Here is a 12,451-nt window from a genome sequence, read left to right on the forward strand (position 1 = left end):
GGGAATTTCAACTAAAACCCTAAAACCCTAACACCCTAAAACCCCCCGCAACGCGCACGCAGTGACCACACCAACACCTAACACCAATCTTCACTCTTTTCTAATTTCTACAAAATCTTTCGACCTGTGAGAATCTCTCGTACTTCTAACATAGCAGAATAGGTAGGTAAAATATGTAAAGTTTCCTCATTTTTGGTGTTATTAAGGGCAATTTGGATCGCTTTTTTTAGCTCGGATTCAACAATTAAATTAACTGGATAAGCGAGACTATCCTGACTATATTGTAAGCGTAAAGCCATGTCATAAAGTCGATCGCCCGTTACTACTAAAGTTGTTCCCAAACGGGTTAATTTTTCCGTATCCACATCCCAAATCCAAGAAACATCCGTACCATCGGGGATGCGATCATTGAGAACTAAGAGAGTAGTAGAAGACTTTTCTTTCTGTAAAATATCAGCCACCGCGCGAATTGTTTCATTCATACCCACAGGATTTTTAGACAGTAAAATCCTAACTTTTTTACCCTCAATTTCTAATTCTTCCGCTCGACCAAAAGCCGCTTTAAAACCCTGAACTGTCTCAAAAATTTCTCGATCTTTAATCCCTAATTCCTGGGCTACTAAACCCGCCGCTAAAGTATTATATTTATTATAAACACCGATTAAAATCTGCGGCCAATCCTGACTATGAAAAGCAGGACTACTCTTTTTAAAGCCGCAACTAGGACAACTAAAATCCCCTAAATGGGAGAGATAAACCCCGCAATAATCCAAAGAAGCACCACATTTAGGACAGTAAATAGAATCGACAGCGTGGGGAATTTCTTCCAGATATAATTCTGGCTCACTTAAGCCAAAATATACAACTCTTTGGGGCAGTTGTTGACCCAAATGGGAAAGGGTCGGATCATCAGCATTGAGAATTACTAAAGTATTGGTGGGTAGGGGAGATATAGCCCCTTGCCAACGGCGACTAATCGTATCCACTTCCCCATAGCGATCGAGTTGATCGCGAAACAAATTGAGAGCTAAAATAGCGCGAGGACGACAATCTTTTAAAACCAAAGGGAGAATATTTTCATCCACTTCTAAAATGGCATAATCAGCCTTTAAAGTGCCGAATAAATTGGCATCGGCTAATAAAGCAGTGATTAAACCATTAATTAAATTCGCCCCAGTGGTATTATGGGTGACTTTTGCCCCCTGACGCTCTAGAATAGTTCTTAGGAGTAGGGAAGTGGTAGTTTTTCCATTAGTGCCAACCACCAAGATTACCCCCCCTCGGACTTGCCCACAGAGTAGGGGTAACAAACGGGGATGGAGACGACGGGCAATTTCCCCCGGCAAGACGCTGGCAGCCCCTAAACGGAGTCCTTTAACCACAGCAGTAACGGTTTTAGCCACCGCTACGGCTATCCCTAAACGGATGCGATCAAACAATTGCATGAACTGAGATTCTCATAGCTGTTTCGTGATTTTACCCCTAAAAGAAGACCGGTAAACGGGGTAAGTTCCCTAATTCCTCTCGCAGTTGAGGTAAATCTCAGTTTATTCTGGCGTTTTTTCTCCCCTAACAAGTTTTTTAATTGTAGTTCTTATCGGAAATTTTCTGCGTAATTCACTATAAGTAATTGTTGATTTTTCCTGAATCATAAACAGGAAAGCTTCTTGTGTAGAATTGTATTTTTGAGGATAGCGAGGACTGCTAGGGTGAATGGCAATTAAATTATAAAAATAAGAACCTTGGTTAAGAGAATGAAGGCGACGTAGATCGCTAGTGAGAAAAGGCGCAGGAGCGAAATAACGAAAGAAATGGTAGCCAATTTATGCTAAAAATTCTTGCAATTGCTCGATTTTAAATCCATATTTTTCGTAATGGGGTAAACAAACTTCAATATATAAAATGGGGTGATACTGTTTTAAGGTCTTCCTGGCTCCCTGAAGAACTTTAATCTCCATTCCTTCCACATCTATTTTAATAAAATCACATTGTTTCAGATGCAAATTATTTTCTATCCAAAAATCTAAGGTTGTGGAAGTAAATAGTTCTCCCTCGACCTCTGATGATTCAATAAAGCGGGTAGCTCCCATGTTTTTAGGGGCTTTTTTTATAGAAAAATTTTTTTGAGTATCACTAATAACATCAGTTTGTACTTGTACTAAATGTGAAACATTATTCAATCGCAGGTTTTCCAAGAGAATTTGATGAGTTTCTGGACAAGGCTCAAAGGCAAATACTCGGCCTTGAGGGGATGATAAACGGGCTGCCAAAGTTGAAAAAGTGCCAATATTGGCACCAATATCAAAGCAAACATCCCCCGGATGAATCATTTTATCGTCGATTCCGGGATAAGCACTCGCCAAATCTCGCAGATTTTCCAATAAATTAGATGTCTTCGGGTCGAGACAATAAAATTTACCTTCAGGTGTATTAACCAGCTTTAAATTATCATTCATAAACTCAGCCTTGAAATATTTGAAAACATCATATTACGCTTCGAGAATTTTGTCAATATTTAAAGCCAATAGATTTCCAGAAAATGTAGCATCTGAGTTAAGTTTTAGCCACTTGATTACAGGGAAGTATTCTTACAGCGGTTATCCTAATAGTAGAATACGAAATTTTCCTTTTGGGGAGTAACCAGACCAGAGCGCGGAGACGATGCCAAATATAGGTTACACTTCACCTTTAGGAGAAAAGCTTAATCAAAGTGATTGCCACTGCCATCAAATACAAAAAGCCTTTATCTGCCCCAGGGGTTCGTCTTTGAAAAAGACAGCCTATAATTGTAGGTAAGTTTGGCGCTGATTCCACCGCACACGACATTTTAGGGCTAGAGCTTATGGGTTTATTGACAAGATTGGGGATTTCACTAGGATTACTCGCCCTAGGTGGTACTGTGGGTGTGCTAGGAAATCAGTATTTAAGCAGAAAAGCACCACTAGAGGTAAATAAACCGCCGGCAATCCTCCCCGCTTCCCTCTCTCTCCCTGTTATTCCCCAAAACGACGGTAATGTTAATTTTATCGCCCAGGCCGTGCAGAAAGTCGGGCCGGCTGTGGTGCGAATTGACTCGGCCCGGGAAGTGGCCGACCAAATTCCCGAAGAATTTAAACAGCCCTTTTTTCGGCGCTTTTTTGGTAATGAAGTGCCGATTCCCAGGGAGCATTTGGAACGGGGAACCGGTTCCGGGTTTATTATTAGTACAGATGGACTACTTTTAACTAATGCCCATGTGGTGGAAGGGACAACCCAAGTAAAAGTGACTTTGAAAAACGGTCAAACTCATCAAGGTAAAGTCCTGGGGGTTGACAATATGACCGATGTGGCCCTGGTGAAAATCGAGGCGAAAAATTTACCGACGGTGACTTTTGGCAAGGCCGAAATTTTAATACCTGGGGAGTGGGCGATCGCTATTGGCAATCCCCTAGGCTTAGATAATACGGTTACGGTGGGCATTATTAGCGCCCTAGGACGCACTAGCAGCGAAGTGGGGGTTCCCGATAAACGGGTTCGTTTTATTCAAACCGATGCCGCTATTAACCCCGGCAATTCCGGCGGCCCGTTGCTGAACGCCAAGGGGGAAGTTATCGGCATTAATACGGCAATTCGGGCCGATGCTCAGGGTTTAGGGTTTGCTATTCCCATCGAAACCGCCCAAAAAGTGGCGGGACAGCTATCTAGCAAGGGTAAAGCGGAACATCCCTACATCGGTATCCACATGGTGACGCTAAACCCAGAATTACGGCAGCAATTGAACGAAACTAAAGAATTAAACTTTAATATTGACCAAAATGAAGGGGTAATCGTCCTGCGAGTGGTGGAAAATTCCCCCGCTCAAAAAGCCGGAATGCAAGCGGGTGATATCATCGAAACTGTGGCAGGAAACCCCGTTAAAACCGCCGCCGATGTGCAGCAAGGTGTAGAAACCAGTGCGATCGGTGGTAATCTGGAAATCGAGATTAACCGCAGGGGTAAACAACAAACTCTCACCGTTCAACCAGGGGTTTTTCCCAGCAAAACTAGCGATTAAAGCAAATACCAGACCATCCTGGCAACTGGGGCAAAAAGTATTAAGTGTACGGTGGAAGGTGGACAGACTTGCGAGCAAGATGTGAGTCAGCATCGTTTCAGTATATAACCATGAGCAGGATGGAAAGGTTGACAAAGCTTTGTCCTCGTGAAACGTCAAGGCAAACGGGAGGGAAAGAACTTTGAGGAGAAGACTTATTTCATCAGTAGTGAAAGATTGTCTGCGAAAGCCTTTTTGAAGGCAATTCAGGGGCATTGGAGTATTGAAAATCAGTTAAACTGGGTGAAAGATGTCACCTTGAAGGAGGATAAACCGCCTCGGTGGGGGTCATTCTCCCGTTAACTGGGCGATTTTATTTAGTTAGTTGATTTCCTTAGTTTGCCGTGGAAGGTTTCGGACGGTTCCCTAAGCTCGGCGTTTATGGGCTAATCAAATTGAGACAATTTTTACCACTTTTACCAAAGACAAAACGATTGCAGGAGCAAATCAAATCATGAAAGCATCAGAAACCAGTCTTCGTAATTTACTTGAAGGTACTAAACAATTTCAGATCCCTCTATTTCAAAGACCTTATTCTTGGGACAAGTCAAAATGGGAGACTTTATGGGAAGATCTAATGAGTCTCTATGATAAGGAGCAAGAACCTCATTTTCTTGGTTCTATTGTCACCCAGTCAATTCCTGGAACAGCCGAAGGTATATCTCCGTATGTCGTAATAGATGGACAACAACGTCTTACTACTCTTGCCATCATCATAGCGGCTTTGCGAAATTATTTACAAGAGAAAAACCATACAGAGTTGGCGGAAGAATTATATGAATACTATCTGATAAATAAGTTTAAAAAAGATGATGATTATTATAAAATCTTGCCAACTCAAGATGATCGTGAAGCTTACAAAAGTATCATTAAAAACCAAAATAGCAGAGAATTTGATAACAAAATAATATATAAGGCATATCAATACTTTAAGGAACGTCTTAAAAAGAAGAATTTTGCAGAAGGAGAACATAAACTCTTCAAAAATATTCTTTTAGAGCGTTTAATTTTAGTCAATATTACTTCTGATAGCGAAGAAAATCCTTATCTTATTTTTGAAAGTCTTAATACAAAAGGACAAGAACTTACCCAAGCCGATTTAGTCCGCAACTATGTTTTTATGAAGTTACCTAGTGAACAACGAGAAGATATATACAAACAAAAGTGGCAACCTCTTGAAGCATCTTTTAAAAGACTAGCTACTACAGAGCCAATAAAAAAAGAGGAAAAATATGCTGAATTATTGACTAATTCTTTTTGGTTCTATCTTCGCAAAGACGGTGAATCAATTAGTCAAAAAGAAGTTTATAAAGAAATTAAAAAACGCCTAGACAAAAATGCGGAAAACAATAATTTTAATATTAAAGATAAACTAGATGAGTTGATTAACTTTGCTGAATATTATCAGTGTCTTGTTTGTCCCCAAGAAAGTGAAAACAAAGACGAACTAAAAGATAGATTTAGTCGATTAAATCGCCTAGATTTTGGTACTTGTCATATTTTTCTTCTCAATATCTATAAAGATTTTCAAGACAAAAATTTATCTATTCAGGATTTCCTTGAAATTGTTGATTGTTTAGAATCATACTTTGTTCGACGCTCCTTTGTCAATAAACCTACAAGAATTTTAGGGAAAATTTTTGAAAATTTATATAAAGACATAAAAAAAGAAACTAACTCTAATAATACACTGTTTAATCTAAAAAAAGTTCTGAGAAATTATCAAGGAGAAAAGTCATGGCCATCAGACGATGAATTTCGTGAAGGACTAATCAAAAAAGACATCTATGGTAAAAATGCCAAAACAAATGATAGAGTTAAGCTTATTCTGGAAACAATAGAACGCCGCATGACCAAAGAGATGGTTGATACTGATAACCTGACAATAGAGCATATAATGCCCCAAAAATTAACAGCGAACTGGGAAGATATGCTTGGTTATAATCACGAACAAATACATAAAACTTGGCTACATACTTTAGGTAATCTGACTTTGACGGGCTACAATTCAGGCTTATCTAATAAACAATTTTCTGATAAAGTTAGTTTGTTGAAAGACAGTAATGTTTCTTTGAACAAATACTTTTCTGACAAAAATGTCTGGAATAAAGAAGAAATTGAAAAGCGAGCTAATTATCTAGCTGATCTGGCTATTGAAATTTGGTCAAGATAAAATAACTAAAGATGTGCGAAACGTTTAGGCATGAAATAAGGAGCCAAATGCCTGAAATAATTGCCTAGTCAGGTCTTTAGTGATCAAACGGCAGCCAATGGAAGCCTAGAATCATCCGTAGTTAACTTGACCTTGAGTCAACTACAATGATATATAGACAGCCAATGAATGTCAGGCTGTATCCTTAACAAGGGAACAGTCAAACGAGGAGCCGTATGAGGTAAAAGTCTCATGTACGGTTCTGGATGGGAGGGGATGGAGGCGACTCTATTCTCGACCCCTAATAAAATAGCAGCGGAGCGATCGAAATTGAGGCAGCGGTTACAATTAAAATTATCAATTGGGCGCGGGGCTGCCCTTCTAATCGGTTTGCTGGGATTAACAGCCTGTCAACCTCCCGATCCGCCGACAATTTCGCCGACAGAATCGCCTAAAATTGAAGAAACTGGCCGCTTAATTCTCAATAATGCCACCTTAGAACAGGCTAACCCCTCGGGACAACCCCTCTGGAAAATTCAAGTCAAAAAAGCTACCTACACCCAAGACCAAAAAATCGCCCGTCTGGAAAATATCAAGGGTAATATCTATCAAGATGGGAAAGTAGTTTTACAGGTTAGTGCTGACCGCGGTGAAGTTTACAAGGAAGGCCAGGAAATTCTCCTCAAAGATAATATTGTGGCTGTAGATCCCCGCAATAAAGCCATTATTAACGCTCCTGAATTGCGTTGGCTACCCAAGGAAGGTATTTTAATCTCCCCCAAAGGGATCAAAGGTAGTCATCTACAACTAGAAGCCAAGGCGCGCCAAGGACGCTACGACACGCGCCAAGAAAAACTAGAATTACAAGGTCAAGTGGTGGCTACCGCCAAGGAATCTCGTGTCGTCCTGCAAACCGAGCGCCTGTACTGGGAAATTCCTCAACAAGTCATTAGTACCGATCAGAAAGTCGCTTTTGATCGCTATATTAATAAAACTATTATCGATCGCCTTACTGCTATCGGCGGTCGTTGGGAAAGAAAAAATAATCAGGTTATTCTACAAGAAAACCTCGAATATCGCTCTTTAGAACCACCTTTACAGATTTCTGGTTCTCAGGCAATTTGGAACTATCAAAATCGTACCCTAACTTCCGATCGCCCCACGGAAATTTTTCAATATCAAGATCAAATCACTATTACTGGTAATCGTGTGGTGGTGGAATTAGGCAATCGTATCGCTTATCTCAAGGATGGGGTTAAGGGAATTAATCAGAAAACTGGGGCGCAATTGTATAGTCAGATCTTAACTTGGAAAATGTCGGAAAAAATTGTCGAGGCCGAGGGGAATATTATCTATGAACAACAGGAACCAAAATTTAATCTCACTGGCGATAAAGCGATCGGAACTTTAGAAGATAATAACATTGTTGTTACCAGTAGCTCCCCCGATCGAGTTGTCACCGAGATTTATCCCCGTTAACAGGGAAAATTGGCCAAAAAAAAACTCTCCCCAAAAAAGGGAGAGGGGGGGTAAATATTTAAAACCTTACCATTTGAGCAGATTAAACTGTTCCATATCGATCGTGTTGCGGTTACGATAGATAGTAAGGATAATCGCTAAACCCACGGCTGCCTCGGCTGCCGCTACGGTAATCACGAAAATAGTAAAAATTTGGCCTCGGATATTAGCGGGGTCAAGATAGTTGGAAAAACCCATTAAGTTAATGTTAACGGAATTGAGCATCAATTCGATCGACATTAAAACCCGGACAGCATTGCGACTGGTGACTAAACCGTAAATTCCGATACAAAATAAAGCCGCCGCTAATAACAAATAATACTCTAACTGAATCTGCATGATACCTCTTTCTTTGGTCTTATTTAGGGGCGGTTAATTCTCTAGGTCGTTCGGGCAATGTTAAGGCTGTGGCCGTAGGTTCTTCAGCTTTCAGGGTGGGGATAAGGTCACGACGAGCTAAAATAATTGCTCCGACCATGGCCATTAATAATAGCACGGAAGCTAATTCAAAGGGTAGTAAGAAATCACTAAAGAAATGCTTACCGATTTCTACTAAAGTATTAGTCACTACTGCGGGAGAAGTGCTAGAAATTGACCAAGGCGTGATTAAAACCATGGTCGATAACAGGACAAATAAACCCACACAAACTAAAGCAGTAGATGCCCGACGAATCCAACGTTTAGGAATATCAGAAAAGTCCTCTTGCTTGTTAACAAGCATAATGGCAAAGAGAATTAAAACGTTAATTGCGCCCACATAAATTAGAATTTGTGCCGCCGCTACAAAGTCAGCATTTAGTAAGAGATATAAACCCGAAATGCTGATAAAAACACCGCCCAATAAAAAGGCGGAATAAACGATATTAGATAATAGTACCACGCCTAAAGCTGTCCCGATTACCAGGGCTGCTAAAATGCCAAAAGATACTATTTGAACGCCCTCGGCTAAATTCACAGTAGTTCCATCTCCTTTTATGTTTGAGAGTTATTAATTATTAGTTATCAGTTATCAGTTATTCCTGTTAAGTTTCCAACTCCTGTCTCCTGTCCCCTAACTGCTAATTAATCGGTAATTTCTTCTGGACGTTTACCGGCGCGTTGACTACCGGCGGGTAAATCGTGGGGTTCGATGACACCTTTAGGTAGATAACCTAATTCCCTCAGAGGTGTTACCATCGGGTCTTGGGTTACTTTGTAGGGTAAACGGCCTAGGGCGACGTTATCATAGTTTAATTCATGACGATCATAGGTCGCTAGTTCGTATTCTTCGGTCATCGATAGGCAATTAGTCGGACAGTATTCTACACAATTACCGCAGAAAATACAGACCCCAAAATCGATACTGTAGTGTTTGAGTTCTTTCTTTTTAATTTCCTTGTTAAAAGTCCAATCCACTACTGGTAAATTAATCGGACAAACTCGCACACAAACTTCACAAGCGATACATTTATCGAACTCAAAGTGAATTCTACCCCGATAACGTTCCGAGGGAATTAACTTTTCGTAGGGATATTGGACGGTAATCGGACGACGACGCATATGATCAAAGGTAACGGATAAACCTTCGCCGATGTATTTCGCCGCTTGAATGCTACCTTTGGCGTAATCGCTGACTTGTTTGAGAATGTTAAACATGATGGTCAGAGGGGTAGTAGGTTAACAGGGCAAAAACGGGAATTAACCGCCAAAAGCAAAGGGAAAAGCTAGTTTTAGGGCGGCGGTAAGTAGTAAGTTAACTAAAGATACCGGTAAGAGGAATTTCCAGCCTAAATCGAGTAATTGGTCAATGCGAACCCGGGGTACGGTCCAACGCAAGAGAATAGCGATGAAGATGAGAAAATAGGCTTTTAATACTGTCATCGTAATCCCTAGGGAAGCGGTGATAATTTGTAGCCAAGGATTGGTTTCACTAACTCCCAACCAGCTGGCGAAAGCATTGACGGGGATAGGAAATTCCCAACCGCCAAGATAGAGGACGGCGAAAACTAGGGCCGACAGCACGAGGTTAACGTAGGAACCCACATAAAAGAGAGCGAATTTCATCCCCGCGTATTCGGTTTGATAACCGGCGACTAATTCCTCCTCCGCTTCCGGTAAATCGAAAGGCAGACGTTCACACTCAGCTAAAGCGGCAATCCAGAAAACCAGAAACCCCACCGGTTGGCGCCAGATATTCCAGCCTAAAATGCCATAACCGGATTGTTGTTCGACAATATCAATGGTACTGAGACTATTAGACATCATCGCGATCGCTAATACCGATAAAGCCAAGGGAATTTCATAACTAATCGATTGCGCCGCCGCCCGCAGGCCTCCCAGCAAGGAATACTTATTATTCGAGGCATAACCCGCCATTAATAAGCCAATGGGGGCAATACTGGATAAGGAAATCCATAAAAAGATACCTACGTTTAGGTCAGTAATCACCAGATTTTGACCGAAGGGGACGATGAGATAGGAGACAAACACCGGCATCACCACCAAAATCGGCCCGAAGAGGAATAACCAAGGGTCAGCCTTAGCGGGGACGACATCTTCTTTAAAGACTAATTTCAGACCGTCGGCAACCGGTTGTAAAACGCCTAAGGGTCCTGCGTATTCCGGCCCGATACGCTGTTGGACGGCGGCGGAAATTTTCCTTTCTAACCAGACGCAGACTAAAACCCCCACTGTGGCGGCGATAATCATCAGGAACATGGGTAAAGGCATCCAAATCGCTTTAGCCAGTCCTCCACTTAATCCCAAGTCTGTTAGGGATTTAATGAAACTTTCTTGTAAATCTATGCCTTGATTCATATTTGGCGATCGCTGTACTGTCGATAGTTCGGCATGGTTTGAAGATTTTTAAGCAAATCTTATAGCCTAGTATACAGTTAGTCGGTCTGAGGGTTATCAGAAAGTGACAAAGGCTTCAATTCTTAGCGGCCAAGAGAGTCAAGCAATCTTGATTCCCCCGCCGAGAATAGCTATTAGTCAATAGTTAGACTCTGAATCTATCAATGTTCCCAGCTGTTTCTTAGCGCCGAAAACCTCGGCTAGTGACCAATTATTCACAGGAAAAAAATGGAGATAACTTATCGTTTAGGCAGTTAAAGCAGCTCTCCGGTCCCTTGTGCGATAAGTTTTACCGACTGTTAAAACCCAGTTATCGAGCGTTTCTGGCCACTCCCCGCTATTTAGTCTGATAAGCCGCCTGTAGATCCCGAATCGAAAACAAAGCTTGAAACTTTATTCCCTGAGATTGGTAAAATTCCGCCCCTCCTTGCTCTCTATCCACCAAAGCAATGATTAAATCTACTTGATAACCCGCATCCCGTAATCTTTCTACCGCTACCATGGCACTTTTCCCCGTTGTCACCACGTCTTCGAGGACAACCACCGCGGCACCCGGGTTTAAAGTCGGCCCCTCGATATAAGCCATAGTCCCGTGACCTTTTGCCTCTTTGCGGACAATTAAAGCTGGAATCGGGCGATTTTCGTAGGCAGATACCACAATAACGGCGCTGACAATCGGATCCGCCCCTAGGGTTAATCCTGCCACCGCTTGGGTATCTGGAGGCAGTAGAGACAGCAATAAACGCCCCACGGCTAAAGCTCCCTCCGCAGTGAGGGTAACTTGTTTGCCGTTGATATAGTAGCTGCTTTTTTGTCCTGAAGACAGGGTGAAATCCCCCTCTCCATAGGCAAGACGGACAAGAGCATCGAGGAGAAATTGACGCAGGGAAGCAGTATCGAGAGTCGCTACCGAGGAATTAGCCATATTTTCAGGATTGGGAGCCTGACTGACTCCAAAATTTCGGTTACAATTGAGCCAAAAGTCATTATATATTGACTCGATCGCTAGTATTGATTTCTTTCTCATCCCATTGACGCGATTTTTTAATTAACCCTATCCCTGTGAGGAGATTTTTAGCCATGCGCGCTCAATTTTTACTTCCTTCCCTGTTTTGTTTAACCGGTTTAGTCTGGTTGAGTCCGCCTATTGCGATCGCCCAAAGTTCACCCGCCACCAATCCTGCACCGGTAAAAACCCAACAATTGCAACTTGTCCCCTCTCCCGATACGGCGGTGGGATTTAATAATATCCCCGGTTTGTTTAACCGCGCTGTTAATAACAATACGGGTCGTTTCTACGACTACACCAACATTTTAGGACAGTTCAACTCTCTTTTTGGTTGGCGTACTTTTCCCCAAGGTTCCTATTTCGATAATATGATTACCCGGGATGCCAAATTAACCGAAACTTTATACTATGATGTCATGCAACAGCAACAGTCTGGCCCCTTAATTCGCACCCAAGATTTACCCAATCCCTTCGATACTTCCCTACAGGAAAATCCCAGTTATTTAAGTCCAGGCGGCTTTTAATTCGCCAATTCAACTCGGAATTGGCGAACAATGTAATAGGTCGAGAATCTTCTTTGAAGGTTCCCGAACTGCGGCAAGATGCCTTTTTAAGTTCAATCGAAGCTCCCTGAGAAGCTAAACTCTCACCCATTTGGCAATATCAAGGGTTTTGTCATAACGATAGCTCATGCCATCATTGGCAACAATTATTTGACCTCGACGCAATAGTGTTACCACCAAATCTACTTTCATCCTCGCACCAAAAACTTACTTTCTCGTAACGCTTTACTTTCTCGCTTTCCCTGTCTAGTAAAGCTTTTAGTCCTTTAGATAAGTTCGCTTTAAACTCATCTACTTCGCCA

11 protein-coding genes and 2 pseudogenes are annotated in these 12,451 nt (G+C 41.8%); 5 read left to right on the forward strand and 8 right to left on the reverse strand.

Going from position 1 to position 12,451, the window contains the following annotated elements; all coding sequences use genetic code 11:
- Window positions 1–107: 107 nt before the first annotated feature.
- Both IM477_RS07265 and IM477_RS07270 read right to left on the reverse strand, forming a co-directional pair.
- A complete protein-coding gene (locus IM477_RS07265; protein WP_287731144.1) occupies window positions 108–1,445 on the reverse strand; it encodes a Mur ligase family protein in 1,338 nt (445 codons plus the stop codon).
- Window positions 1,446–1,823: 378 nt separating this feature from the next.
- Complete coding sequence (locus tag IM477_RS07270; RefSeq protein ID WP_287731145.1) at window positions 1,824–2,456, reverse strand: FkbM family methyltransferase; 633 nt, start codon at window positions 2,454–2,456, stop codon at window positions 1,824–1,826.
- Between the two features lie 386 nt (window positions 2,457–2,842).
- Between IM477_RS07270 and IM477_RS07275 the strand changes: the two genes are divergently transcribed.
- The 4 genes and pseudogenes from IM477_RS07275 (at window position 2,843) to lptC (ending at window position 7,703) form a co-directional block, all read left to right on the forward strand.
- Entirely contained in the window at window positions 2,843–4,033 is a 1,191-nt protein-coding gene (locus IM477_RS07275) for an HhoA/HhoB/HtrA family serine endopeptidase (protein WP_287731146.1), read from the forward strand.
- Between the two features lie 192 nt (window positions 4,034–4,225).
- A pseudogene (locus IM477_RS23320) lies at window positions 4,226–4,388 on the forward strand (ISAs1 family transposase); the annotation flags it as partial.
- A 138-nt stretch (window positions 4,389–4,526) separates the two neighbouring features.
- Complete coding sequence (locus tag IM477_RS07280; protein ID WP_287731147.1) at window positions 4,527–6,245, forward strand: DUF262 domain-containing protein; 1,719 nt, start codon at window positions 4,527–4,529, stop codon at window positions 6,243–6,245.
- 309 nt (window positions 6,246–6,554) lie between these two features.
- Window positions 6,555–7,703, forward strand: a complete 1,149-nt coding sequence (lptC, locus tag IM477_RS07285; protein ID WP_287731151.1) for an LPS export ABC transporter periplasmic protein LptC — start codon at window positions 6,555–6,557, stop codon at window positions 7,701–7,703.
- A gap of 66 nt (window positions 7,704–7,769) precedes the next feature.
- On the opposite strand, the gene nuoK is transcribed toward lptC, so the two are convergent.
- From nuoK to pyrE, 5 genes are all read right to left on the reverse strand, one after another.
- On the reverse strand, window positions 7,770–8,075 hold the full coding sequence (gene nuoK, locus IM477_RS07290) for an NADH-quinone oxidoreductase subunit NuoK (protein WP_287731152.1): 306 nt from the start codon (window positions 8,073–8,075) through the stop codon (window positions 7,770–7,772).
- Between the two features lie 25 nt (window positions 8,076–8,100).
- A complete protein-coding gene (locus tag IM477_RS07295; RefSeq protein ID WP_002762100.1) occupies window positions 8,101–8,697 on the reverse strand; it encodes an NADH-quinone oxidoreductase subunit J in 597 nt (198 codons plus the stop codon).
- Between the two features lie 107 nt (window positions 8,698–8,804).
- Entirely contained in the window at window positions 8,805–9,377 is a 573-nt protein-coding gene (gene ndhI, locus IM477_RS07300) for an NAD(P)H-quinone oxidoreductase subunit I (RefSeq protein WP_002733194.1), read from the reverse strand.
- A 42-nt stretch (window positions 9,378–9,419) separates the two neighbouring features.
- Window positions 9,420–10,538: an NADH-quinone oxidoreductase subunit NuoH gene (gene nuoH, locus IM477_RS07305; RefSeq protein WP_287731148.1), complete on the reverse strand. Its 1,119-nt coding sequence runs from the start codon at window positions 10,536–10,538 to the stop codon at window positions 9,420–9,422.
- A 376-nt stretch (window positions 10,539–10,914) separates the two neighbouring features.
- A complete protein-coding gene (gene pyrE, locus IM477_RS07310; protein ID WP_287731149.1) occupies window positions 10,915–11,604 on the reverse strand; it encodes an orotate phosphoribosyltransferase in 690 nt (229 codons plus the stop codon).
- Window positions 11,605–11,657: 53 nt separating this feature from the next.
- Here pyrE and IM477_RS07315 point away from each other — a divergent pair, with 53 nt between their 5' ends.
- Window positions 11,658–12,110 carry a porin gene (locus tag IM477_RS07315; RefSeq protein ID WP_287731150.1) on the forward strand — a complete coding sequence of 151 codons (453 nt, stop codon included), beginning with the start codon at window positions 11,658–11,660 and terminating at the stop codon, window positions 12,108–12,110.
- 202 nt (window positions 12,111–12,312) lie between these two features.
- Here the strand turns inward: IM477_RS07315 and IM477_RS07320 are convergent.
- Window positions 12,313–12,451: pseudogene (locus IM477_RS07320) on the reverse strand (IS630-like element ISMae27 family transposase); the annotation flags it as partial.

It is taken from the genome of Microcystis sp. M090S1 (assembly GCF_020246295.1).
GTDB classification, from domain to species: Bacteria; Cyanobacteriota; Cyanobacteriia; order Cyanobacteriales; family Microcystaceae; genus Microcystis; species Microcystis aeruginosa.

What these genes read in the sequence shown, in the direction of transcription:
- IM477_RS07270 (WP_287731145.1), bottom strand. Translation starts at nt 2,456, where the DNA reads ATGAATGATAATTTAAAGCTGGTTAATACACCTGAAGGTAAATTTTAT.
- nuoH (WP_287731148.1), bottom strand. Translation starts at nt 10,538, where the DNA reads ATGAATCAAGGCATAGATTTACAAGAAAGTTTCATTAAATCCCTAACA.
- IM477_RS07275 (WP_287731146.1), top strand. Translation starts at nt 2,843, where the DNA reads ATGGGTTTATTGACAAGATTGGGGATTTCACTAGGATTACTCGCCCTA.
- IM477_RS07280 (WP_287731147.1), top strand. Translation starts at nt 4,527, where the DNA reads ATGAAAGCATCAGAAACCAGTCTTCGTAATTTACTTGAAGGTACTAAA.
- IM477_RS07315 (WP_287731150.1), top strand. Translation starts at nt 11,658, where the DNA reads ATGCGCGCTCAATTTTTACTTCCTTCCCTGTTTTGTTTAACCGGTTTA.
- pyrE (WP_287731149.1), bottom strand. Translation starts at nt 11,604, where the DNA reads ATGAGAAAGAAATCAATACTAGCGATCGAGTCAATATATAATGACTTT.
- IM477_RS07265 (WP_287731144.1), bottom strand. Translation starts at nt 1,445, where the DNA reads ATGCAATTGTTTGATCGCATCCGTTTAGGGATAGCCGTAGCGGTGGCT.
- ndhI (WP_002733194.1), bottom strand. Translation starts at nt 9,377, where the DNA reads ATGTTTAACATTCTCAAACAAGTCAGCGATTACGCCAAAGGTAGCATT.